The 24812-nt window shown below is 60.4% G+C and carries 22 protein-coding genes; 10 read left to right on the forward strand and 12 right to left on the reverse strand.

Translation table 11 applies throughout. The annotated features are described in order from the left end of the window. Positions 1-201: 201 nt before the first annotated feature. Entirely contained in the window at positions 202-1665 is a 1464-nt protein-coding gene (locus tag KBF66_RS08010; protein ID WP_296654873.1) for a sensor histidine kinase, read from the reverse strand. 1 nt (position 1666) lies between these two features. After that, positions 1667-2347: a response regulator transcription factor gene (locus KBF66_RS08015; RefSeq protein ID WP_296654874.1), complete on the reverse strand. Its 681-nt coding sequence runs from the start codon at positions 2345-2347 to the stop codon at positions 1667-1669. A gap of 94 nt (positions 2348-2441) precedes the next feature. Between KBF66_RS08015 and KBF66_RS08020 the strand changes: the two genes are divergently transcribed. The 3 genes from KBF66_RS08020 to KBF66_RS08030 are packed head-to-tail and all read left to right on the forward strand — an operon-like array spanning position 2442 to position 5412. Further along, positions 2442-3401 (forward strand): tripartite tricarboxylate transporter substrate-binding protein, encoded by a 960-nt coding sequence (locus KBF66_RS08020; RefSeq protein ID WP_296654875.1) that lies wholly within the window; start codon positions 2442-2444, stop codon positions 3399-3401. Beyond that, positions 3401-3913, forward strand: a complete 513-nt coding sequence (locus KBF66_RS08025; RefSeq protein ID WP_296654877.1) for a tripartite tricarboxylate transporter TctB family protein — start codon at positions 3401-3403, stop codon at positions 3911-3913. Before KBF66_RS08020 ends, KBF66_RS08025 begins: the two co-directional genes overlap by 1 nt. Positions 3914-3918: 5 nt before the next feature. After that, positions 3919-5412, forward strand: coding sequence for a tripartite tricarboxylate transporter permease (locus tag KBF66_RS08030; RefSeq protein WP_296654914.1), 1494 nt, complete (start codon positions 3919-3921; stop codon positions 5410-5412). Between the two features lie 20 nt (positions 5413-5432). On the opposite strand, the gene KBF66_RS08035 is transcribed toward KBF66_RS08030, so the two are convergent. Continuing rightward, positions 5433-6461: a TRAP transporter substrate-binding protein gene (locus KBF66_RS08035; RefSeq protein WP_296654878.1), complete on the reverse strand. Its 1029-nt coding sequence runs from the start codon at positions 6459-6461 to the stop codon at positions 5433-5435. 46 nt (positions 6462-6507) lie between these two features. On the opposite strand from KBF66_RS08035, the gene KBF66_RS08040 reads away from it, so the two are divergent. From KBF66_RS08040 to KBF66_RS08060, 5 genes are all read left to right on the forward strand, one after another. Next, positions 6508-8568 carry a PAS domain-containing sensor histidine kinase gene (locus KBF66_RS08040; protein WP_296654880.1) on the forward strand — a complete coding sequence of 687 codons (2061 nt, stop codon included), beginning with the start codon at positions 6508-6510 and terminating at the stop codon, positions 8566-8568. Then, complete coding sequence (locus KBF66_RS08045; protein ID WP_296654882.1) at positions 8565-9194, forward strand: LuxR C-terminal-related transcriptional regulator; 630 nt, start codon at positions 8565-8567, stop codon at positions 9192-9194. Before KBF66_RS08040 ends, KBF66_RS08045 begins: the two co-directional genes overlap by 4 nt. A 166-nt stretch (positions 9195-9360) precedes the next feature. Continuing rightward, positions 9361-10470, forward strand: a complete 1110-nt coding sequence (locus KBF66_RS08050) for an ATP-dependent 6-phosphofructokinase (RefSeq protein WP_296654883.1) — start codon at positions 9361-9363, stop codon at positions 10468-10470. Positions 10471-10528: 58 nt separating this feature from the next. After that, positions 10529-11422 (forward strand): transporter substrate-binding domain-containing protein, encoded by an 894-nt coding sequence (locus KBF66_RS08055; RefSeq protein ID WP_296654885.1) that lies wholly within the window; start codon positions 10529-10531, stop codon positions 11420-11422. Between the two features lie 42 nt (positions 11423-11464). Continuing rightward, the gene (locus KBF66_RS08060) at positions 11465-14092 is read left to right on the forward strand and encodes a response regulator (protein WP_296654889.1); all 2628 of its coding nucleotides are present in this window, start codon (positions 11465-11467) and stop codon (positions 14090-14092) included. Positions 14093-14168: 76 nt separating this feature from the next. Here the strand turns inward: KBF66_RS08060 and KBF66_RS08065 are convergent, their stop codons facing one another. The 4 genes from KBF66_RS08065 to KBF66_RS08080 form a co-directional block, all read right to left on the reverse strand. After that, complete coding sequence (locus KBF66_RS08065; RefSeq protein ID WP_296654891.1) at positions 14169-14612, reverse strand: CBS domain-containing protein; 444 nt, start codon at positions 14610-14612, stop codon at positions 14169-14171. Between the two features lie 71 nt (positions 14613-14683). Continuing rightward, positions 14684-15739: a 2-oxoacid:ferredoxin oxidoreductase subunit beta gene (locus KBF66_RS08070; RefSeq protein ID WP_296654893.1), complete on the reverse strand. Its 1056-nt coding sequence runs from the start codon at positions 15737-15739 to the stop codon at positions 14684-14686. Next, positions 15736-17574 (reverse strand): 2-oxoacid:acceptor oxidoreductase subunit alpha, encoded by a 1839-nt coding sequence (locus KBF66_RS08075; protein ID WP_296654895.1) that lies wholly within the window; start codon positions 17572-17574, stop codon positions 15736-15738. The genes KBF66_RS08070 and KBF66_RS08075 overlap by 4 nt, the downstream gene beginning before the upstream one ends. After that, positions 17571-19418 carry an FAD-dependent oxidoreductase gene (locus tag KBF66_RS08080; protein WP_296654897.1) on the reverse strand — a complete coding sequence of 616 codons (1848 nt, stop codon included), beginning with the start codon at positions 19416-19418 and terminating at the stop codon, positions 17571-17573. Before KBF66_RS08080 ends, KBF66_RS08075 begins: the two co-directional genes overlap by 4 nt. Positions 19419-19638: 220 nt before the next feature. On the opposite strand from KBF66_RS08080, the gene KBF66_RS08085 reads away from it, so the two are divergent. Continuing rightward, complete coding sequence (locus KBF66_RS08085) at positions 19639-20133, forward strand: hemerythrin domain-containing protein (RefSeq protein WP_296654899.1); 495 nt, start codon at positions 19639-19641, stop codon at positions 20131-20133. Positions 20134-20230: 97 nt separating this feature from the next. Continuing rightward, entirely contained in the window at positions 20231-21868 is a 1638-nt protein-coding gene (locus KBF66_RS08090) for an NAD-dependent malic enzyme (protein ID WP_296654900.1), read from the forward strand. Between the two features lie 7 nt (positions 21869-21875). On the opposite strand, the gene KBF66_RS08095 is transcribed toward KBF66_RS08090, so the two are convergent. The 5 genes from KBF66_RS08095 to KBF66_RS08115 all read right to left on the reverse strand — a co-directional run bounded on the left by KBF66_RS08095 (position 21876) and on the right by KBF66_RS08115 (position 24693). Further along, entirely contained in the window at positions 21876-22652 is a 777-nt protein-coding gene (locus tag KBF66_RS08095) for a YkgJ family cysteine cluster protein (protein WP_296654902.1), read from the reverse strand. A 91-nt stretch (positions 22653-22743) separates the two neighbouring features. After that, positions 22744-23175, reverse strand: coding sequence for a TerB family tellurite resistance protein (locus KBF66_RS08100; protein WP_296654903.1), 432 nt, complete (start codon positions 23173-23175; stop codon positions 22744-22746). Positions 23176-23315: 140 nt separating this feature from the next. After that, positions 23316-23585, reverse strand: coding sequence for a zf-TFIIB domain-containing protein (locus KBF66_RS08105; protein WP_296654904.1), 270 nt, complete (start codon positions 23583-23585; stop codon positions 23316-23318). Between the two features lie 25 nt (positions 23586-23610). After that, complete coding sequence (locus tag KBF66_RS08110; protein ID WP_296654906.1) at positions 23611-24315, reverse strand: Bax inhibitor-1/YccA family protein; 705 nt, start codon at positions 24313-24315, stop codon at positions 23611-23613. Between the two features lie 36 nt (positions 24316-24351). Then, positions 24352-24693: an HPF/RaiA family ribosome-associated protein gene (locus KBF66_RS08115; RefSeq protein WP_296654908.1), complete on the reverse strand. Its 342-nt coding sequence runs from the start codon at positions 24691-24693 to the stop codon at positions 24352-24354. Positions 24694-24812: the final 119 nt, after the last annotated feature.

Raw genomic sequence — 24812 nt, forward strand, 5'->3', positions numbered from 1 at the left:
TCCTGATGGAATGGACTGGATTAACGAAGCCGGTGAAGGTTAACGCTGGCCCGAGGGTAGGGCAACTGTGGTGTTCAACAGCTAGGGATAACCCCTAGGACCCAGTCAGGGCCTGCCGTGGCGGTTCTCAAACTGCCGCAGGGGACGGATCAGTTCTTGTTGCGCTATCGAAAATAGTCGCGCCTCGGGCCACGCATTCAGTCAGCCAGGCGTGGTCACGCCCGGCTTGTCGATCATTTGAAGGGGCTTGCCCAAAGGAAAGGTCACGATGGCTTCCATCCCGACAATGCTCCCGGCGTTCAGACAATTGATCATCTGTATGCTGCCGGCCATGGCCGCCACGATTTCGCGCACGATCGTCAGCCCCAAACCGGTGCCCGAGCGCGCATTGCCCGTGGCAAAAGGTTGAAACAGCCGCAAACGCAGGTCGTCATCGATGCCCGGCCCGCTATCGCGGATGATCAGTTGGGCGGAATCATCTTGTGTAATCAGGTGAATGTGCAATTTGCCTTCAGGCCGGCAATGATGGATGGCGTTGTGCAGCAGATTTCGTACCATTTCGCGCAGCATCCATTCGTGCCCGTGCACGCTGCAGGGGACGGTGGTGAGTTCAAAGTCAAGGTCCTTTTGCGCGATCAGGGGAGACAGGTCAACTGCCACATCGCGCACGATGTGGTCCCAATCCAGCCACCGAAAATCAGCCTGCTGCCTAAGTTGCTCCACTTTCGCCAGTGAAAGCATCTGGTTGGCCAGCAATGAGGCCCGGTCCACGGTCATCTGAATTTCCTGCAAGGCTGCTGTGGCCGGAAGGTCACCGCGCAAGGCAGACTGCACCTGCACCTTGAGCACCGCCAGTGGTGTGCGAAGCTGGTGCGCTGCATCCCGTACAAACCGTTTCTGGTTTTCCAGCAGGTGCTGCAATCGAAACATGACCTGGTTGGTGGCGTCGGTCAAGGGCCGTATTTCACTTGGGAGATCAGAGGCTTCGATGGGCTGCAGATTGTCTTCCTGGCGTTTGTCCATTTGCTCGCTCAAACGTCGAACGGGGCGGGTCACGCGTTGCACCACTACCAGCACCACGATGACAATGACACTGATCAGAATGGCCTGGCGTTGCAAGGTGTCCACCAGAATCTGCCGTGCCAGGGTGCGACGCAGCTCCAGCGTTTCAGCCACCTGCACGGTGGCCATGGCGAGGCCACGGCTGCTGGCGACCGGCTGTAGCAAAACCGCCACCCGCACCGCATCACCCCGGAACTCGTCGTCATAGAAGTCAACCAGCGCGGCATACGGACCCTGATCCGGCAATTTACCGGTCCAGGCTGGCAGGTCCTGAGCGCCATCAATCCAGTTACCACGGGCGTCCGCAACGCGGTAAGTCATGCGGCTGCGGTTGTCGGCCTCAAAGGCCTCCAAGGCCGAATAAGGTATCTTGGCCTGGATGCGCGCCTGCTCCTCGACTCCTTCCACATCGAGCAGCTCGCCGATGGCTTTGGCCGACGCCAGCAAGGTGCGGTCATAGGCCACATTGACCGCGGCCAATGCCTGGCGGTAAAGGCTGAACGTATCGACGATGACAAACAGCACAACGGGCACCAGAATACCAATGAGCAAATGCTGCCGCAGCGACGGTGGCGCGGAAGGTGTGCGGCTCAGCCAACTCATGTTATGGCATTGCCTTGAGCAAATACCCCAGTCCGCGCAAGGTCACCACCTGGAGGCCCTTGTCAGCCAGTTTTTTACGCAGACGGTACGCAACCACTTCAATGGCTTCAAAATGCACCTGTGTCTCCCCGGGGAAAACCAGTTCGAAAAGGCGCTCCTTGCTGACAGCATGGCCGGCTTTGTCCATCAGGATACGCAACATTGCGAGTTCCCGGGGCGCCAGGTCCAGTACCTGATGCTGGTGGTAAATCGCACCGCTGTCCCGGTCATAGCGCAGCTGTCCCCACTTCAGGCTATCGTCCCAGGTGTCGCGTACGCGCGTGCTGTGACGTCGGTGCAGCGCGCGCACCCGTGCTTCAAGTTCGTCGAGGTCAAAGGGCTTGGCCAGATAGTCGTCAGCTCCGGCATTGAGCCCCAGTACCCGATCACCCACGGTGCTTCGGGCGGTCAGAATCAACACCGGCGTATCGAGCTTGGCGGCCCTGGCTTGCGCCAGCACCTCGAGCCCGTCGAGCCCGGGCAAAGTCAGATCAAGCACCACCACGTCGGGCTGCGTGGCTGCCCACGAGTCCAAGGCACGCTTGCCATCGGCACAAATGTCGACACGCATGCCACTGCGCACCAAACTGCGCTGCAAGGTGGTGTGCAGAGAGACATCGTCTTCTATCAACAGTAGGCGCATGGCAGGAAACTAGGGTTTTTCCTTAGGTTTTGGACAGCTGAATGACAGGCACGTGCCGCATCATAGGGTGGTTCTTTAACCCTAGGAGACCTTCATGCGTCGTGATACCTTTCTGAAGTCGATGGCAGCCGTGGCTGTGGCAAGTAGTTTTCCGTTGAGTGCTCGCGCTGGCGCAGCCATCAAGATGATGATTCCAGCGAATCCGGGTGGCGGCTGGGACATGACCGGTCGCGCATTGGGCGCTGCCATGCTCGACGCCAAAGCGGCAGACACGGTGCAATTCGACAACAAGGGCGGCGCAGCAGGGGTGATTGGCCTGGCACAGTTTGTCAACGGCAGCAAGGGCGACCCCAATGCCATCATCATCACCGGCGCCGTCATGGTGGGCGGCATCATCACCGGCAAACCGCAAATCACACTGAGTCAGGCCACGCCGATCGCCCGTATCACCAGCGAATACAACGTCTTTGTGGTGCCTTCAGATTCGCCGATCAAGTCGATGAAAGACGTGGTGGCGCAAATGCAAAAAGACCCCGGCAGCGTGAAGTGGGGCGGCGGCTCACGCGGATCCACCGAACACATTTGCGCCTCCATGCTGGCGACCAAGGTGGGTGTTGATCCTAAAAAGGTCAACTATGTGGCTTTCCGCGGCGGCGGTGAAGCAGTGGCGGCCATCCTGGGTGGCAATGTCACGATTGGCGGCGGCGGCATGAGCGAGATGAGCGAGTACATCAAAGCCGGCAAGATGCGCGCCGTGGGTGTGACCTCGGAGAAGCGTTTCACCGGCAATGCCACGCCCACGCTCAAAGAACAAGGTTTCGACGTGGTGCTGGGCAACTGGCGTGGCGTCTACGGGGCCCCTGGTATTACCGCAGAGCAACGTGCTGCGCTGACCGACATTGTGGTGAAAGCCACCAAATCAAAAGCCTGGACCGACTCGCTCGCCAAGAACGACTGGACGCCAGCCGTGCTGACCGGCAAGGCATTTGACGAATTTGTTGACAGCGAGTTTTCCAGCCTGCGCGGCACCATGCACCTGGCCGGGATGCTCTGATGCTTGACCGTCGAAGCCAGCGTTACCAAACGGCGGTGACCCTGGCGACTTTGCTGGTGGGGATACTGATGGCTTACGCGGCCATCAGCATCCCCTCAGATGCCGGCTACGCTGGCGTCGGGCCGAATTTTCTGCCCTGGGTGGTGTCGGTTGCGCTGCTGTTGTGCAGCGGCTTCATGTTTTACGAGATTCGCACTGGCGGGTTTCGCGAGATGGAAGAACCTTCGAGTGGCGACGCGCATCCGTTCTGGCTGGGTTTTGCCTGGATGTCGGCGGGCATGCTGGGCAGCGCCGCCCTAATCGACACCGTCGGCTTTGTGTTCAGTTGCACGCTGTGTTTTGTGTTTGCCGCACGCGGGCTGCGTGAGGCCGAGGGCGAGACGCTACGCGGCTGGAAGCCCTGGGTGATCGATCTGGTCAGTGGCTTGCTGATCTCGGTACCGGTGTTTTGGGTGTTTGGTAAGTTTCTGGCGATCAAGCTGCCAGGTCTGACGCAAGGTGGGTGGATCTGATGGAAATTGATGTCTGGACCCATTTGGTCAATGGTTTTGCCACCGCCGGCACCCCGGCCAACCTGATGTGGGCCTTTGTTGGTTGCGCCTTGGGTACCGCCACTGGCGTGCTGCCCGGCATTGGCCCGGCCACCGCGGTGGCCATGCTGCTACCGATCACCGCCAAGGTGGACGCCACCGCGTCAATGATCTTTTTTGCCGGTATCTATTACGGTGCGATGTATGGTGGTTCGACCACGTCGATCTTGCTCAACACGCCCAGCAACAGCTCCAGCATGGTGACCGCGATGGAGGGCAACAAGATGGCCAAAAGCGGGCGCGCCGGTGCGGCCCTGGCTACCTCGGCCATCGGCTCGTTCATTGCCGGCACGTTTGCCACGGTGGTGGTCACGCTGTTTGCGCCGATGCTCGCCAATTACGCCGTGCAACTGGGCCCGCCCGAGTATTTCATGCTGATGCTGCTGGCGTTCACTACGGTGAGTGCGGTTTTGGGCCAAAGCACCTTGCGCGGCTTGCTGGCGCTGTTCATTGGCCTGGCCATTGGTCTGATCGGCATGGACCAGATCACCGGACAGGCGCGCTACACCGCTGGCGTGCCCGAGCTGCTCGATGGCATCAACATCGTATTGGTGGCCGTGGGCCTGTTTGCCGTGGCCGAGGCCATGCATGTGGTGCTGTTTGAGGGCAGGCAGATCCGCCACGAGCACAAACTGACCCGCGTCACCATGTCGCGCGCCGACTGGCGTCGTTCGATTCCGGCGTGGATGCGCGGCACCGCCATTGGCGCGCCGTTTGGCTGTATTCCGGCCGGTGGCACCGAAATACCCACCTTTTTGAGCTACGCCGTTGAGAAAAACCTGGCCAAAGGTAGCAACCGCGAAGAGTTTGGCACGGTGGGCGCCATTGAAGGTGTGGCCGGCCCCGAAGCCGCCAACAACGCCACCGTGACCACCGCCATGATTCCGCTGCTGACGTTGGGCATTCCGGTGTCCAACACCACGGCGGTCATGCTGGGGGCGTTTCAGAACTACGGCATTCAGCCCGGCCCGCAGTTGTTTACCAACTCGGCGGCCCTGGTCTGGGCGCTGATTGCCTCGCTCTATATTGGCAACGTGATGCTGCTGGTGCTGAACCTGCCGCTGGTGGGCCTGTGGGTCAAGTTGCTCAAGATTCCACGCCCACGGCTCTACGCCGGTATCCTGATTTTTGCCACGGTAGGGGCGTATGGCATGCGCCAAAGCATGTTTGACCTGTTCCTGTTGTATGGCATTGGGGTGCTGGGTTTGGTGATGCGCCGCTTCAGCATTCCGTCGGCGCCGGTGGTGGTGGCGATGATTCTAGGCCCGCTGGCCGAGGCTCAGCTGCGCAACGCGATGTCGATCGGTGAAGGCAGTGCCATGGTGTTCCTGCAGCGCCCGGTCTCCGTGATCATGATCTTTGTCGTGATTGGTGTCCTGATTCTGCCGCGTATTCTGAAAAAACGCGGCGTGGTACTTTAGAGCGGCCGGACCCTGAGCCATTAGAGGCGTTGCGCCAGTGCCGCCTGCAATGCCTCAGTCCAGCTTGCGCCGATGCGTTGGGTTAGTTGCTGGTGTACCGGGCGCACCGCATGTTGCAGGCTGGTGCGTTGCCTGTCAGTCAGGGTGTGAACGCGGGTGATCCCGGTTTGTCTGAGCGTGGCCAGGGACCGGTCGTTGTGGTCGTCGGCAATCTGGTTGGCGTAGGCCAGCGCCTCTTGCAAAGCTTGATCGATCAGGGCACGGTCTGCCTGTTGCAGGTGTTGCCAGAAGCGCTGGTTGGTGACGACGGCGTAACCGAGGTAGCCGTGTTGGGTGAGGCTGAGGTCGGTCTGGACCTCGTGCATGGACTGGGTCCAGAAGTTGGAGACCGGGTTCTCGGTGCCATCCACGACGCCACTGGCCAGCGCCTGGCGGGTTTCGCTGAATGCCAGTGTGACCGGATGGGCACCCAGCGCACGCATTTGATCCGCAATCACGCGGGATGCTTGCACCCGCATCCGCAAACCCGCGAAGTCCGCGGGATGTCGCAGTGGCCGGTTGGCGCTCATCTGCTTGAAACCGTTGTCAAAGTAGCCCAAACCCTGCAAGCCCTGATTGGACAGCCCCTTGAACAGTTTTTGCCCCAGCGGGCCTTTGGTGATGCGGCGCACATCCGCCAGATCATCGAACAAGAAAGGCAGGTCAAACAGTTCGAACTCGGGCAGGCCGATGCGGCCAAATTTTGACAGTGATGGTGCCACCAGATCCACGGCACCCAACTGCAGGGCGCGCATTTCGTCGTGATCGCCATACAGCTGCGCATTGGGAAAAATCTGCACCCTGATGCGCCCGCCGGCGCGTTGCTCGACCAGTGCCTTGAAACGGGTGGCCGCCAGGCCCTTGGGTGTTTCTTCAGCGACCACATGTGAAAAGCGCAGGGTGATCGGCGCTGCCTTGGCGTGTCGTCCCTGCACGGCCAAGGCAGCAACACCCATGGCACGCAGCCATTGCCGGCGGTCGGAGCTGACACATAACACGGGTGCTGACATGCTGGCTATTATGCGGGGACCCACGTTTCATCATCCGCTGCCACCGATGGCCCACTCAGCCTACTCGCCTGCTGACCATTCACTTGACTTTGCCTTGCTGCAAAAGTCGGTGTCGCGCCCGGCGGGTCGCAATCGGCTGGCGCTGCTCTGGCTGCTCGGTCTGCTGGCCTTGTTGTTGGGGTTGGTGGCGATGTTGCTGTTGTACCTGAACAATTTCGAGCAGGAAGAGGCGGCCCGGCGTCGTGCGGCCGATGCACAGTGGCTGGAGCAAAGTGTGCAGTTCCATTTCAGGCGGCTTGAAGACGACCTGCTGGTGCTGGCGCGTCAGGTTGTGCTGCAGGGCGCCGATGCGCAGGCAGGGGCATCCGCGGCACCGGCCTTGCAAGGCGGGATGCTGTGGCGCGAACCGGGGGTATTGCTGGCCAGCGGCTGGATGGCATCCCGTGCAATCGGTGTGCCGGCGTTGGGGCCAGCGCGCTGGCGGGCTGATCATTCAACGCACCCGGACAACGCCCAGGCACTGACATTGATGCAAGCCACGACGCAGGGTTTGCGCCGTGCCGCTTACGCGGGCTGGATGCGCCAGGCCGATGGCAGCGCCACCGATGTGGTGTGGCTGGCGGTACCGTTTTTTGAGCGTGGCCAGTTTGTTGGCAACTATCTGGCAGCAGTCTCGCTGCAGCGAGCGCTGGCAGCACTCGTACCCGCCTGGTTTGCCCAGGAGCATCGGGTGGTTTTGCACCTGGACCCGCCTGCCGCGGCGGATACCCGCCCCTGGCCTGCGACAGACGGCAGCGACTACCGGGTGGCACTGAACCTGCCAGGGACCGACCTGTTTCTGCAAGTCGACCAGATCCAGGCGCAGCCGGCCACCGTGCCGCGCATTTTTTTCCTGGTCGCCTTGCTGTGTTTACTGGGCATGCTGGTGGCGCTGTATGCCTTGCGGCGCGACTTTGTCAAGCGTCAGCAGGTGCAGGCGTTGTTGCAGGCGCAGGTGGCCTTGCGCACCGCCATGGAGAGCTCGGTCACCATCGGCCTGCGCGCCTGGGACCTGGCTGGGCGCATCCTGTACGTGAATGCGGCCTTTGCGCGCATGGTGGGATATGACGCCAGCGAGCTGATCGGGCGCAGCACACCGTTTCCGTATTGGCCGCAAGATCAGGCCGAGTCGCTGGCACGGGTGCATGAGAGCCTGATGACCAGCGGAACGCAGGACGAAGGTGTGGAGGTGCAGTTTGCCCACCGCGACGGCCACCTGATTGACGTGCTGATCCACGAGGCACCGCTCAACACCGCCGGCGGTGTGCAGATGGGCTGGATGAGCTCGGTGATGGACATCAGTGAGCGCAAACGCGCCCAGCGCATGGCTGCCGCTCAGCAGGAAAAGCTCGAGGCCTCAGGCCGCCTGATCGCGGTGGGCGAGGTGGCCTCCACCCTGGCCCATGAGCTGAACCAGCCGCTGGGTGCCCTGAGCAGCTTTGCCAACGGACTACTCAATCGGTTGCGTGACGCAAACATCAGCCTGCCCGAGTTGCTGCCGGTGGTGGAACGCATGGCGCGGCTGGCCGAGCGTGCCGGTGGCATCATCCGCCGCGTCAATGACTTTGCGCGTCGGCGTGAACTGTCACGCCAGCGCCTTGACCTGGTGGCGCTGTTGACACGCATCCTGGCCGGTTGGACGGACTCTGCCGCTGTCGCGCCGCGTTGGCAGCCTCCGGCGCAGCCCATCTGGATCGAAGCGGACGAGTTGCTGCTGGAGCACCTGGTGGCCAACCTGTTGGGCAACGCGCAGGACTGGGCGGCGCGCGGTAGCCAGGCCCCGCAGGTGTGGCTGGATTTGCGCCAGGATCTGGAGGCCGGGCTGGCGCTGCTGTCGGTGGCCGATACCGGCCCGGGCGTCAGTGAAGACGCCTACAGCAGCATCTTCAACGCTTTTGTCAGTCGCAAGGAAGGCGGCATGGGCATGGGCCTGGCCATCTGCCGCTCGATTGTCGAAGCCCACCATGGGCGCATGGAAGTGGGGCGTGACCCGGTGCTGGGCGGTGCACGCTTCAGCGCAGCTTTGCCATTGGCGCCGCAAAATACGATCCAACCGGAGACCCCATGACCCGCCCTGAAGTACACATTGTTGACGACGACCCCGACATTCGTGACGGTCTGGTCTGGTTGTTTGACTCGCGCGGTTTTGCACCGACCCCATGGGACGGCGGCCAGGTCTTTCTTGACACGATGCGGTCGCGCCAGGGTGATTGGGGTCACGCAGTGGTTTTGCTGGATGTGCGCATGGCGCCGATTTCGGGGCTGGTCACTTTCGAGCAGCTCAAGGCACTGGCCTGTCCCTGGCCGGTGCTGTTTCTTACCGGCAATGGCGACGTCGGCATGGCCGTGGCGGCGGTCAAAAACGGTGCCTGGGACTTTCTGGAAAAGCCGTTTCAGGACAACGAGCTGGTGGACCGGGTGGAGCAAGCGCTGGCTGCAGCGCAACACACCCGCAGCGACGAAGCAGAGGCGCAGCGCATGCGCCTGGCCCTTGCCAGTTTGAGTCCGCGCGAGCGGGAGGTTCTGGATCAACTGGTGCGCGGCCAGTACAACAAGAACATTGCCGACCAGCTCGGCATCACGCCGCGCACAGTGGAGTTTCACCGGGCCAATATTTTTGAAAAAATGGGCGTCAGTTCGGCCGTGGAGCTGGCGCACAAGCTGGGCCGCTTGCAGGCCCTGGCTGTTAAGTAACTGGGAATGAAATTGGCCTCTAGCGCATGTTCTATATGTATTTGTAGCTATAAACATAGTATCGTTTCAGCAGCAAAATCAGATGCCTTGACGCCCTTCGGCCATGGCCTTGCGGCACAATGGCGACATGGGGAAACCCCCCACGACTTAACCTGAGGACTTCAGCATGGCAAAAACTATCAAACGCATTGCAGTCTGCACCGGCGGTGGCGATGCACCGGGCCTGAACGCGGTGATCCAATCGGTGGTGATCGCATCCGATAACCTGGGCTGGCAGTGTTACGGCATCCGCGACGGCTTCAACGGCATTATGTTTCCCGAGCGTTACCCCGAGGGTGGCGTTTACCGCCTGACGCGTGACAAGGTGCGTGGCATCGGGCACCTGGGCGGCACCATTCTCGGCACCACCAACAAAGGCAATCCGCTGCATTTCCCGGTCAATATGCCCGACGGCAGCGTACGCGAAATCGACCGTTCAGATGAATTGCTGACTTACTTCGCCACCCATGAAATTGACGCGCTGGTGTCGATTGGCGGCGACGGCTCCCTGACCATTGCCGAAGCACTGCACCGCAAGGGTTTGCGGGTGGTGGGTGTGCCCAAAACCATCGACAACGATCTGGACAAGACGCTGACCACGTTCGGTTTTGACACCGCTGTGGGTTTTGCCACCGAGTGTCTGGACCGGCTTCACAGCACCGCCGAGAGCCACCAGCGTGTGATGGTGGTCGAGGTGATGGGCCGCTACGCCGGCTGGATTGCGCTGCATGCGGGCATTGCCGGCAACGCCCATGCCATTCTGATCCCCGAAATTGGCTACGACCTCGACAAGGTGGTGGCCAAGGTGCGCGAGCGCGAGGCGCATGGCCACCTGTACACGATCGTGGTGGTGGCCGAAGGTGCCAAGGCCAAAGACGGCGTGTTGGGGCTGGTGGCTCCAGCTGAAGTGGGCCACGCCGAGCGGCTGGGCGGCATTGGCGAGAGCGTGGCCAACCGGCTGGGCACCGTGACCGGCAAGGACACTCGCGTGGTGGTGCTGGGCCATTTGCTACGCGGCGGCAGCCCCACGGCGTTTGACCGACTCGCAGCGCTGCGCTTTGGCGCTGGTGCGGTGCGCGGTCTGGATGCGGGCCAAAGCGGTGTGATGGTGGCGCTGGGCATCAACGGCGTGGACTATGTAGGCCTGGAAGAAGTGGCCGGGCGTATGCGTAACGTGCCGCTGGACTGCGACACCCTGCAAACCGGGCGCGACCTTGGGATCTCGTTTGGTGACTGAGAGTGCTGTCAGCGGGCCGGTCGATGCCAAGTGTTTCTGGTTTTTGAAAGGACTAGTCATGACCAATCTAAAGGCACCAATTTTCTGGTTGGTTTCGCTGACGCTTGCCGCCTTTGTTTCGGTCGCGGCTGCTGCTGACCTGAAAGACATCCAGGCCAAAGGTGAATTGCGTCACCTGGGTATCAAGTACGCCAATTTTGTGACCGGTTCGGGCGATGGTTTTGACGTTGAACTGGCGCAGGGCTTTGCCAAGCACATCGGGGTCAAGTACACGCTGGTCTACACCGATTTTTACAACGTCATTCGTGACCTGCTGGGCAAGGACGTGGTGCGCAAGGGTGCCGAGGTGACCCTGACAGGCGACTTTCCGGTCAAGGGGGACATGATTGCCACCGGTTTCACCATGCTGCCCTGGCGTGAGGCCGTATTGCTGTACTCCAAGCCGACGTTCCCGTCGCAGGTGCTGTTGGTGGCGCGCGCGGATGCCAAATTCACCCCGATCAAGGGCTCGAAGGATTTGCTCAAGGACATCGTGGAAACCAAGTCCCTGATTGGCAAAAACAGTCTGCTGGTGATGGAACGCACCTGTCTGGACCCGTCCAACTATGGTCTCAAGGGTGTAGGTATCGACCTCAAGGCCTATACCAAGAACACCAATCTCAATGAAATGGTGCCCGCCCTGCTCAACAAGGACGCCGATTTGACCCTGCTTGACGTCCCGGATGCGATTCTGGACCTGAAGAAGTGGGCGGGTCAGATCAAGGTGATTGGCCCGATTTCAGAGCACCAGGACCTGGCCGCGGCGTTCCCGAAGGATGCCCCTGAGCTGCGCAAGGCGTTCGATGAATACCTGCTCAAGATCAAAACAGATGGCAGTTACGACAGACTGGTTGACAAGTATTACCCCGGTATAAGGCGCTATTTCCCGGACTTTTTTGCTAGAAAGAGCTGATTCAGGTCCATCGGACAAAAGCTGGATTCAAGGAACACCGCAATGTTCGGGCGCGTCGTATTGCGCTGGCCGCTGGTTCTGGCGGCAAGTTTTTGTCTTTACACCCTGGTCTTGCTGTGGAATGTTTTTTCTGCCCAGGCGCTGCTGCGCACCAACGCCGATGCCCGCCTGATTTCCGACAGCCAGCGGCGAGCGGCGGCGATCGGCGACCAGATGATCGAGCGCCGCGACGAAACGGTCGATCTGGCGGAGAGCCTCGAGATTGATGCCTATCTGGTCAATAAGGCATTGGGCATGTCGCTGCAGTACGGGCTGATTGCCAATCTGGATGCCATTGATCAGCGTTTCCGGCGCAAGAAAGAGCAAAAAATCGTTCGCGGCACACCGTTGCTCAGCGAGATTGTTTTCTTTGACGAAAGCGGTGTTGCCTTGTCAGAGCAAAGTTCAGGCGTTGGCCCCAAGCTGGATCTACCGGCTGGCTTTCGGAAAGAAGCCAAGTTGTGGGTCGATGCCAGGCACCGGCTGATTGCGGCGAGTGCACCCGTAATGCACAAAGGCACCTACAGTGGTGTCGTGCTCACCACCGGCGACCTCACGAAGTTGGCGCCGCTGTTGATCGCCGGGGGCAACGGCACGCCATCACCAGACTACCAGGAACTGCTGATTTCACCGGAAGGCCTGAATCTGGCCGTCGCCGACAACCCAACGACGTTTGACCCGGACCTCATTGCGGACCTGATGGCCCGCCCGGCCGATCGGTTGTTGCCACTGTCAGCTCTGACGCACGCGCCGTTAGGAGTGTCAGATCAACTGGTGTTGCGCACGCCTGTTCCCGGCATTGCGCTATCGCTGGTCACCGTCATTGATCGGGACACGGTGTATGGTCACATCAGTTCCAGCTTGTTTCTGTACACGCTGAGCGTCTTTCCTTTCCTGCTGTTGTGGGCGGCGATCGCATTTGACCGCCAGCGCCAGCGCACCATTCAATTGCAACACGATAATTCTGCGTTGGCCAAAGAGGTGGCAAGACGCGAGGCACTTGAGCTTGAATTGCAGGCCAGTGTGCGTCGCGCCGAGGACGCCAGCCGTGCCAAATCAGATTTTCTGGCCACGATGAGCCATGAGATCCGCACCCCGATGAATGGCGTCATTGGCATGACCGATCTGACGCTTGAAACCGAACTCACGAATGAGCAGCGTGACTATCTCAATATTGTCAAATCCTCGGCCGACGGTCTGCTGACCATCATCAACGACATTCTGGACTTCTCCAAGATGGAAGCCGGGAAGATGGTGGTGGAAAGAATTGCGTTCGATCTGCACAGTCTGGTGAGCACGGTGATGAAACCGCTTTCCATGCGTGCCCAGGAGCGTCAGCTTGAGCTGATTTGCGATGTTCGCCACGATGTGCCACGCCACGTTCAAGGCGACCCGGGGCGCCTGCGCCAGATCCTCATCAACCTGCTCAACAATGCGCTCAAGTTCACCGAGGCTGGAGAGGTCGAGCTGATGGTTTCTGTACAGTCCCAAGACGTGGACGTGGTGCAATTGGAGTTTGCCGTCCGCGATACCGGCATTGGCATACCTGACGACAAGCAGAGACTCATTTTCGAGGCCTTTACGCAGGAGGACTCGACCACCACCCGCCGCTATGGCGGTACCGGTCTGGGACTCACGATCTGCAACCGCCTGGCCACCTTGATGGGTGGGCGCATCTGGGTTGCGAGTCAAAGTGGTCACGGCAGCACCTTTCATGTGCTTCTGCCGTTCGGGTTGGCCGCCGCAGAGCGTATGACTGTGCCACTGCCGGATCTGCGAAACAAACGGGCTTTGCTGATCGACGACAACGCAGTCAATCGCCAGGTGCTGGGTCGCATGGTGCAGCTCTGGGGCATGCAATTGACTGAGGCGGCATCGGGACCCTCGGCGCTCACCATCCTCAACGAGTCCGAAGTACAGCGTTTTGACTTGTTGCTGCTGGACTTTCATATGCCCGGCATGGACGGGTTTGAGTTTGTCAGTCGTTTGAGACGAGATCCCCGGTTTTCTACCATCAAGATCATCTTGCTGTCTTCGGTAGCCAGCCCGGGTCAAGGTGCGCAATGCCGCGAACTCGGCATTGATGCCTATTTGACCAAACCGGTTGCGCAGCATGAGTTGGAGCTGGCCATTCAGACCCTGTTTGCCCGCGAGGTAGGGTCAGCACAGGAGGCACCAGCCAAGCAACTGGTGACTCGGCATAACCTGCAACAGCCGAGCGAAACCCTGAAGATACTGGTGGTCGAAGACCACCCGGTCAACCAGATGCTGATTCTGACCTTGCTTGAAAAGTGGGATCACCACCACGCGCTGGCGCAAAATGGCCAGGAGGCGCTGGACCTGCATGCACAGGACACCTTTGACCTGATTCTGATGGATATGCAAATGCCTGTGATGGGCGGTTTGGAGGCAACGCGCAGGATTCGCGCGCGCGAAGCCGCCAACCCGGACTCAGTGAGGACACCAATCTTTGCGTTAACCGCTGCCGCCCTTCCAGAGGAGCAGGAAGCGGGGTTTCAAGCTGGGGTGGACGGATACATCGTGAAGCCAATCAGCCGCCAGCAGCTCAAGGAATTGATAAGCCAAGTGATCGCCAGACGGGCTCACGCTTCGACCCAAGCGTCGGGATAACAGCTTCAGGCACCGCACAGACAGAAGCACGCGGCATAGACGGTGGCGGTCAGCCGAGTGATGTCGCTGAAAGTGATCAACCGAGCGCGTCGTTCACCTGCTCGTTGAATTCCGCCAGACTGACTGCCGCGTTGACTTCGCGCGGCATGGCATCGCGCACCGAGAACACGCCCAAAATCTTGTTGGTGTCAGCGGTGACGACCGGCAAGTGCCGGAAGCCGCGCTCGATCATGATCAGCACAGCATCGGTGACCTTGGTCTCTGGCGTCACGCAGTGCGGGCCGCGGGTCATGATCTCGGTCACCAAAATGCGGCTGGCGTCCTGCGATTTGGCCAGCACCCGGGTGATCATGTCGCGCTCGGTCACGATGCCCATCATGGCGTTGGCCGCATCGATCACCAGCACACTGCTGCTGTTGGTGCGTGTCATCACGCAAGCCGCGGTGTAGACCGAGGCGCTGGGCAGCACACTGATGACGTGGCGCTGCGCCATGGATTGAAATACGGTGCGTTCGGTCATGGCCTGCTCCTGGATAACAAGAAATAAATCGATAGCTGTCTGCACTTACTCAGTATGAGCTAGAGGCATTTTTACCTCAAAGAGGCGTTGATTTTATCCAGTGCTGTCTTGCCCGGGTTGAGCTGCTTGGCGTTCAGCGTGTTGAGCGGCGAAGCGATGGTGTTGAGCGCCATATGCAAGTCAGTGGCCAGCGGGTCAATGTAGAGCAGACCGGTCACGATCTCACCCAAGGCGGCGCGGCTTTGCATGTAGGCCATGGCGGCAAAGCGGTCGGTCGGGTCGTAGTCGGTATGCAGCTTGCGCAGGCGCAACGAGGTGCCGTCGTGTTGCTCCACCTCGACCACCGAGCCCGCGGGGTAGTCAGCCGTGATTTCGCTGCCTGGGGTGATGAAGTCGATGCGACTTACCGCTTCGTTGTGCGCGCGCACATAGTCGTAACTCTTGGTGCTGCCGCCGTGGTTGTTAAAGGTCACACAAGGGCTGATCACGTCGATGAAGGCGGCGCCGCCATGTTCCATGGCGCCTTTGATCAGCGGCACCAGTTGCGCCTTGTCGCCCGAGAAGCTGCGCGCCACATAGGTGGCACCGAGTTGCAGCGCAATGCCCACCAGGTCGACCGGGGAGTCGCTGTTGACCACACCCTTCTTGCTCTTGGACCCGCGGTCGGCAGTGGCGGAAAACTGGCCCTTGGTCAGGCCATAGACGCCGTTGTTTTCAACAATATAGGCCATGCGCACACCCCGGCGCATGGCATTGGCAAACTGGCCCAGTCCGATCGAGGCCGAGTCACCATCGCCCGAAATGCCCAGGTACATCAGCGTGCGGTTGGCCAGGTTGGCCCCGGTCAATACGCTGGGCATGCGTCCGTGCACAGTGTTAAAGCCATGGCTGGCACCCAAAAAATAATCGGGCGTTTTGGAGCTGCAGCCAATGCCCGAGAGCTTGGCCACGCGGTGTGGCTCGATGTCGAGATCCCAGCAGGCCTGCACAATGGCCGCCGAGATCGAGTCGTGGCCGCAGCCGGCACACAGGGTCGAAATGCGGCCCTCGTAGTCGCGCCGGGTGTAGCCGACCTTGTTGGTGTGCAAAGTTGGGTGATGCAGGCGCGGTTTGGCGATGAAAGTCATACGGTCTCCTTGGCCTCATGGGCCTGCGCGCTCTTGGCGACGCTCTCGTGGATGCTGCGGATGATGAAGCGCGCAGTGATCGGCGTGCCGTCGTAGTGCAGCACTTTCACCAGCTTGGCCGGGTTCACGTCGAGCTCGTTGATCAGCATGGTGCGCATTTGCGCGTCGCGGTTCTGCTCGACAACAAACACCGTGTCGTGCTCGGCCAGGAAGTAACGCACCGCATCCGGGAACGGAAAGGCGCACAGCCGCAATGCATCGACATGGTCGCCATTGCGTTCAAGCACATCGAGTGCCTCACGCATCGCCGGTGTGGTGGAGCCGTAATACATCACCCCTAGACGCGTGGGTGCCAGCGCTTTACGCAGGATGGGCTGCGGTACCAGCGTTTCGGCGGTTTTGAACTTGCGGATCAGCCGCTCCATGTTGTAGATGTAATCCGGGCCAGCCTCGGAGTACATGGCTTGCGGGTTGCGCGAGGTGCCGCGGGTAAAGAAGGCACCTTTGCTGGGGTGCGTGCCCGGCAGCGTGCGCCACGGGATACCGTCGCCGTCCACATCGCGGTAGCGGCCAAACGGTTTGCCCGCTTCAAGTTCTTCGGCGGTCATGATCTTGCCGCGGTCGTATTCTTTGCTGTCGTCCCAGTCAAACGGTTTGCACAGCCGCTGGTTCATGCCGATGTCGAGATCAAGCATGACAAAAATCGGGGTTTGCAGGCGCTCGGCCAGGTCTAGTGCGGCCGCGCTGTGCGTGAAACACTCGTACGGGTCTTGCGGGAACAGCAGCACATGCTTGGTATCGCCATGCGAGGCGTAGGCGCACGAGAGCAGGTCCGACTGCTGAGTGCGTGTTGGCATACCGGTGCTGGGGCCGCCGCGCTGCACATTGACGATGGTCACCGGAATTTCGGCAAAGTAGGCCAGACCAATGAACTCGGTCATCAACGACACGCCGGGGCCTGAGGTGGCCGTGAAAGCACGGGCGCCGTTCCAGCCGGCGCCAATCACCATGCCAATGCTGGCCAGCTCGTCTTCGGCCTGCACGATGGCAAATTTGTGCTGGCCAGTGGCCGGGTCGACCCGGAACTTGGAACAATATTTCTGGAAAGCCTCGGGGATCGAGGTGGAGGGGGTGATCGGGTACCAGGCCGCCACGGTGGCACCGCCATACACCAGGCCCAGCCCGGAGGCGCTATTGCCGTCGGTGAAGATCTGGTCGCCCACGTTGTCAGCACGCTGCACCCGGATGCCCAGCGGCGCTTGCATATGTTCCTTGACGTAGTTGCGGCCCAGGTGCAGTGCCTGCACGTTCGATTCGAGCAAGCGCTCCTTGCCCTTGTACTGCTCGGCAAAGAGTTTTTCGAACACCTCGGCATCCACATCGAGCAGCACCGACAGCGCGCCCACGTAAATGATGTTCTTGAACAACTGGCGCTGGCGCGGGTCGGTATAGGCATTGTTGGCGATCTCGGTCAGCGGCACACCCATGGTGTGGACGTCGTCGCGGAACTTGTTAGCCGGCATCGGGCGGGTGCTGTCGTAAAACAGGTATCCACCAGTTTCAATCTCGGCGATGTCGGCGTCCCAGGTTTGCGGGTTCATGGCCACCATCATGTCGACACCGCCACGGCGGCCGTGATAGCCTTTTTCACACACGCGGGCCTCGTACCAGGTCGGCATTCCCTGGATGTTGCTGGGGAAGATGTTGCGCGGGCTCACGGGCACGCCCATGCGCATCACGGCCTTGGCAAACAGCTCATTGGCGCTGGCCGAGCCCGAGCCGTTGACGTTGGCAAATTTGATGACGAAATCGTTGATGGCTTCGATGCGCTTCATGCGGCCTCCGGCTGGGCAATAAGGGTTGCCGGGGCGACCGGCTTGGGGTCACGCGCGCGCGGCCCGGCTTGGGTGGTCTTGAACAGGTACTTCTGCATGTCCCACGCACCGGTGGGGCAGCGCTCGGCACATAGACCGCAGTGCAGGCAGACGTCTTCGTCTTTCACCATCACACGCCCGGTTTTGAGATCGGCAGACACATAGAGGTCTTGAGTCTTGTTGTTGGCTGGCGCCTTCAAACGGCCGCGCAGTTCGCTCTCGTCGCCATTGGCCGTAAAAGTGATGCAGTCCATCGGGCAGATGTCCACGCAGGCATCACACTCGATACAGGTACTACGGTTGAACACCGTTTGCACGTCGCAGTTCAAGCAACGGCTGGCTTCCTTGAAGGCGGTGGCGGCATCAAAGCCCAGCTCCACTTCGATCTTGATGCTGGCCAGTGCGGTCTCGGCCTTGGCCCAGGGCACCACAAAACGGTGGTCGTTGGACACGTCGTTGCGGTAGCTCCACTCGTGGATGCCCATCTTTTGCGACATCAGGTTGGTGGTGGGGGCCGGGCGCCTTGTCACATCCTCGCCGTTGAGCATCCGGTCAATCGACACCGCCGCCTCGTGGCCGTGCGCCACTGCCGTGATGATGTTTTTCGGGCCATACGCCGCATCGCCACCAAAAAACACGTTCTTGATGCTGGACTGGAAGGTGCCCTCACCCAGCACCGGCAAGCCCCATTTGTCAAAGGCAATGCCGCAGTCGGGTTCAATCCATGGGAAAGCATTCTCTTGCCCAATGGCCACCAGCACGGTGTCGCACTCCAGATGCACATCGGGTTCACCCGTGGGAATCAGGCTGCGCCGGCCTTTGGCGTCGTATTCGGCGCGCACAATCTCAAAGGTCATGCCGGTGAGCTTGCCGTTCACATGCTCCACCGTTTTGGGCACATGCATGTTCAGGATCGGGATACCCTCGTGCTGTGCGTCCTCTTTTTCCCACGGCGAGGCTTTCATTTCCTCAAAGCCGCTGCGCACCACCACTTTGACGTCCTTGCCGCCCATGCGCCGCGCTGAGCGGCAGCAGTCCATGGCAGTATTGCCGCCACCGAGCACGATCACCCGCTCTCCGACGGTGGTGATGTGGCCAAACGACACATTGGCCAGCCAGTCGATACCGATGTGAATATTGGCGGCTGCTTCCTGGCGCCCTGGCACGTCAAGCTCGCGGCCGCGCGGCGCACCGCTACCAACAAAGATAGCATCATAGCCTTGTTGCATAAGCGCTTTCAACGAATCAATCCGCTCACCTCGGCGGAAGTTGACACCCATATTGAGGATGTAGCCCACCTCTTCGTCAATCACTTCCTCGGGCAGGCGAAAGCGCGGAATCTGGCTGCGGATAAAGCCGCCGGCCTTGACTTCGCCGTCAAAGATGGTGATCTCGTAGCCCAGCGGGGCCAGGTCACGCGCCACGGTCAAAGACGCCGGGCCGGCACCCACACAGGCGATGCGTTTGCCGTTGGATGGCGCAATTGCCGGCATTCGGTCGGCGACCGAGTCCTTGTTGTCCGCCGCCACCCGTTTGAGGCGGCAAATCGCCACCGCCTCCGGCTTGGCACCGTTGTTTTCTTCGACCCGCCCGCGCCGGCAGGCGGGCTCACACGGGCGGTCGCAAACACGACCGAGCACGCCGGGAAAGACATTGCTCACCCAGTTGATCATGTATGCGTCGCTGTAGCGGCCTTGTCCGATCAGGCGGATGTACTCAGGAACGGGCGTATGGGCCGGGCAGGCCCATTGGCAGTCGACGACCTTGTGAAAATAGGCCGGATTTTGGGTGTTGGTGGGTTGCAACGTGGTCTCCTTGTCCCGCAGTGAGATGCCTCGCACCGCCGCAGGTTGCGCGATGGTACGCTGACCGACCGGGAATTTTGGGCCAAAGAATTCCGAAATATTGGAATTTGTTGATTTACATCAAAATCAGTTCACTGGCGGCCGTGATGTCAGGTGGCTGACACCTTGGGTAAAGTAGCATCGCCCGAGTTTGTGAATCAACCCTGATCAGGAGAGCCGAATGACGACCGTTGCACCACCCGACCGATTTCAGGCACTCGATGCCTGTCACCAGCAAATCCAGAAGAATCTGGATGAGTTGACTGCCCTGCTGCCACAACTGGAGGCCGGTGCCGACGATATGGCGTTTCGCCAGAAGATTGGCAGTATCGAGGCGTTTTTCTCCGGCACCTCTCGCCAACACCACGCCGAAGAAGAGAGAAATATTTTCCCGCCATTGCTGTCCAGCGACAACACTGAACTGGTGCACGCCGTGCGCACCCTGCAGCAAGACCATGGCTGGATCGAGCAAAACTGGCTGGAGCTCGCGCCCATGCTGCGCGCCATCGCCCAAGGCGAAGACTGGGTTGACCCGGCTGAGTTGCAGCACCACGTTGAGGTGTTTCTGGCGCTGTGCCAGGACCATATTTCCCTGGAAGAAACGCTGATCTACCCGGAGGCCAAGCGCAGCTTTGCCGACGAGTTGGCTGCACGTGGCAAGCGGGTGTCGACTTAGCGAGTTATCAACCTGCGTCACGGTTGGACGCGAAGGAGTAGGATGCTGCCTTTCGAGCGGGGGCCTGCTCGAACTCCAACCTATGAGGACGACACGTATGAAAATAAGCCCAAACGCCATCGAGCATGGCGTGAAACTTCTGGCCGACCCTTTGCGCAACAAGGGCACCGCATTTACCGAGATCGAACGTGACGCGCTGGGACTACGCGGCCTGCTGCCGCCGCACATCCACACGCAGGACGAGCAGATGTCGCGCTTTCTGGAGCACATGCGCAAGCTGCCTGATGCGCTGGAGAAGTTTGTTGCCCTGAGTGCCCTGCACGACCGCAACGAGGCACTGTTTTTCCGCGTGGTGTGTGACCACGTCGACGAGATCATGCCGCTGATCTACACCCCCACGGTGGGGCTGGCGTGCCAGCGCTTTGGCCATATCTTCCAGCGCCCGCGTGGCATGTTCATCAGCATCAACGACCGCGGCCGCATTGCCGACATCCTGCGCAACTGGCCGCGCAAAGCCGGCATCATTGTGGTCACCGATGGCGAGCGTATTCTGGGTCTGGGCGACCAGGGTGCCAACGGCATGGGCATCCCGGTGGGTAAATTGTCGCTCTACACCGCCTGCGCCGGCATTGACCCCGCCATCTGCCTGCCGATCACGCTCGACATGGGCACCAACAACGAGGGCTTGCTGGCCGACCCGTATTACGTTGGTTTGCGCCGGCGCCGCGTCACCGGCTCGGCCTACGACGAGCTGATCGACGAGTTCATCACCGCCGCACGCGAGGTGTTCCCGGACGTGATCATCCAATTTGAGGACTTTGCCAACCACAACGCCTTCAGGCTGCTGGAAAAATACCGCAACAAGATTTGCACCTTTAACGACGACATTCAGGGCACGGCCTCGGTGGCGCTGGCGGGTGTGCTCTCGGCGCTGCGTGTCAAGGGCACGCAACTGTCGGACGAGAAATTCTTGTTCCTCGGCGCGGGCGAAGCCGCCACCGGCATTGCCGACCTGATCGTGGCCGCCATGGAAGCCCAAGGCATCGCCACCGAGGAAGCACGCCAGCACTGCTGGCTGGTCGATTCCAAGGGTCTGGTGGTCAAGTCGCGCGAAGGGCTGGCAGCACAGAAACAGCCCTACGCGCATGACCATGCCGGAGTCGCGGATTTCTTAAGCGCCGTCAACACGCTCAAGCCCACCGCCATCATTGGCGTGGCGGCTGTGGGCGGCACCTTCACGCCCGAAGTGCTGCGTGCCATGGCCGACATCAACGCCCGCCCGATCGTGTTTGCACTGTCCAACCCCACCTCCAAGGCGGAATGCACCGCCGAAGAAGCCTACGTGGGCACCGATGGCCGAGCTCTGTTTGCCTGTGGCAGCCCGTTTGCGCCGGTGCCGTTCCAGGGCCGCACGCTGGTGCCGCGCCAGGGCAACAACGCCTACATCTTCCCTGGTGTGGGTTTGGGTGCGATTGCCTGTGGTGCCACCCGCATCACCGACGAAATGTTCCTGGCTGCCGCGCAAACCCTGGCCGACTATGTGACCCCAGCCGATCTGGACCAGGGTGCCCTGCTGCCGCCGCTGACCAATATCCGCGAGGTGTCGGCGCACATCGCGGTCGCCGTGGCAGAGGTGGCGTTTGAGCGTGGCCTGGCGTCGCGCTCACGGCCCGAGAACATGCTGGAACTGGTCAAAGCGCATGTCTATGACCCGCATTACCCGACGTTCATTTGATGCTGCCCTAGGCTGACGGTTGGGCAGCCTGCATCCGATTGAGCAGGCTTTGCAGCAGTTGCGGGCCGGTTTTGGTGGGTGCCTTGTCTGGATGCGACTGCGCCCAGTGTGGCGCAACGATCAACGGTACCCAGGGTTCCAGGTGACCATCGTGGTCCTCGGGCTCCTGCCAGCGGGCAACCGCATGAAAAACCTGCAAGGGCAAGGTCACGCGGCGCACTTTGGCTGAATCAAGTTCCGCACAATGTCGCGCTGGTGACGTCACCATGAATTCCCGGCAGGTGATGGGGCGGACCTGGTAGATGGAACACGATTCATCTTCCAGGAACGGACAGGCAATACCCAGCGGGAAATACGCAGTCACCATCGCCTGGTAGTCCGCTAGGGTCCATGACTCAGCGGTTTGGATGATTTTCAGAAGACCAGCCGCCTCAAGCTGCAGGTGTGCCTGCTTGAATCGCGCTTCAACATGGATTCGTCGTGCGGGTGGAAGTGCTGCAATATAGTCGTGAAGCTGCCGTGCCTCTGCCTGCGTGATGGCGACAAAACCTCTGCAGCATGCGCCGCAGCCGCTGGAGCAGGAGACCGTTTCACCGGCTTCTTGCACCAGACGCGTGGTCTCATGCACGATGGCGTCGGAAAGTGCCTGCGCAAATGGCAGGAGATCGCCAACCGCAGTGGGTCCAGCAGGTACGCTGACCTGAAAAGACATGGCAAAGCCCTTGCCTTCAAGTTTGACATTGGCGTTGACCACTTTACGTGATGCCTTGGTGTCCCTCTTCATGGAAAAACTCCGGTTTGTTCTGACCCGGTTCACCTATTTGGAAAATCCGAGCCCCATCCCAACGCGGTCGGTCGTCTTGCATGATTATCAGCTATGGACTTGCATGGGCATCGGCCGACGAGGCGGTCAGCATCCTGTAATGCAGACTCCAATGCACCACGGCTGCGCTCAAGACGATGGACTCTGCCGGTGCCACATGGTTGTCAACTTCGGCGAGCTTGACGCACAGCTCGAGTACCTTGCGACGCAAGGCGGGATCGTCCACCTCGCTCAACAAGTCGGCCAGGGTGTACTCGTCCACTGGACAAACGTCGGCCCAGTTGAGCTGCTTGCTTGACAGCAGATCCTCGCAAAAAGTGTCAATAACGGCATACAAGGCGTCGCGCTCCAGGCCAAGCTGTTGGTGGACCGCAAGCGCATCGAGCAGGGCCAGTTCAGCCGGGCCTACATCGCCATCGGCAACAAGGGTCAAAGCCACGATACGGGCGGCAGCTTGCGGACTGTTTTGGGCATATTTGCGCATGGGGGAAGGTTGCCTTGTGGTGAATGAGCGAGGGATGAATCGTCTGCCGAGCCGCCCGGCGCTGACACCAGGGCCGGAACTGGCACGTGGGTTGCGGGTAGACCCTGTGAGGTTGTGCATTTTGGTAACCTTTCTTTGCGTCAATCGAAAATTTCGCTGAGCCATGACTTCTTGTGACTGCGCGGATGGCGCGGTAACTGCAGGTCATCGGAGTCGTCAAAGTCCGCATGGGGTCGAGCGCGCGGTGTTGGCCTGGAGGCGGGTTCCACAGCACTGGCAGCCCGTTCGAGCAGCTTGTCGAGTTCGCCTCGATCCAGCCAGATCCCGCGACAGGCGGGGCAGTAATCAATTTCGACACCCTGACGGTCGCTCATCACCAGGGTCGTGTCAGGGCAGGTTGGGCATTTCATGTGTTTCTCCGAGATCTTCAAGGCATTAGTCGTTGGAGCCACCCAACCCAAATAGGCTCAGCAGACTGGTAAACAGATTGAAGACCGACACATACAGGCTCACCGTGGCCATCACATAGTTGGTTTCACCACCACTCACGATGCGGCTGGTCTCAAACAGGATCAAACCCGCCGACAGCAAAGCCACCATCGCCGATACCGCCAGCCCCAGCGCTGGCATCTCAAACACCATCGCGGCAATGCCCGCAATCAGCGCGATCACCATGCCAACAAACAAGAAGCCACCCATAAAGCTGAAATCACGCCGGGTCAGCAGCACATAGCTTGACAAGGCCAAAAAGGTGGCACCCGTGGCCGCCAGCGCCAGCGTCACAGTCTGCGCACCGCCGGGCAAGGCGAGTGAATGGGTTAGCAACGGCCCCAGCGTGTAGCCCATGAAGCCGGTCAAGGCAAATACGGCGGGCAAGGCCCAAACGCTGTTTTGCAGTTTGAACACGGCAAACAGCAGACCGAAGTAGCCCACCAGCGTGAGAACCAGCCCCGGTGCCGGCAGTTGCAGCGTGAGGGTGGCCACCGCCACGCCCGCGCTAAACAGAAGCGTCATTGCCAACAACGCATAGGTGTTGCGCAAGACGCGGCGCACCTGTTCAGGGTGACTAACAATGGACGCAGCACCGGCCGAGCTGGGGTGGCCCGGGTCGGCTGACAAGTTTGAATAGCTGTTGCTCATGATGGATCGTGCTCGTGGAGTTTTGTGGAATGGGATTCAGCTGTCAAAGGCCAGCCGGGCAGTGCGGCCGCGCACAGGTTTCTGGCTGCGCTGCAAACTGCGCGTCAGTACCCGGATGGCGCGTGTCAACGAGCGGTCGAGCGCCGTGCGCCAGTCATGCGCCAGCGAGGTGATGACAACGACGCCGGCGGTGTCGGTCTTGAGCTCGACCTGGCAGCGCTTGTCCACCCCACCGCGGGGTCCGTTGACATCCGAGAACTGCACCCGGGCGTGGGGCACCCAGGCGGTCAGGCGCCGTAGCGCAAAGCGCACACGCTCCACTGACAAGTCGCGCAACTGGTGGCCATCGGCGTCACGGGATTCAAAGATGATTTGCATGGATTTGCTCCGTTGGGTGAAAGAAGGCGCAACGATAGAGCTGAATTTGATTCCGAAAAAGAAGATAAATTCTTATTAACATTCCTTAAAAACAGAAGTCAATTGCGATGACTTGGTCG

Origin of the sequence: Rhodoferax sp. (assembly GCF_018063565.1) — a bacterium.
Classification (GTDB): domain Bacteria; phylum Pseudomonadota; class Gammaproteobacteria; order Burkholderiales; family Burkholderiaceae_C; genus Rhodoferax.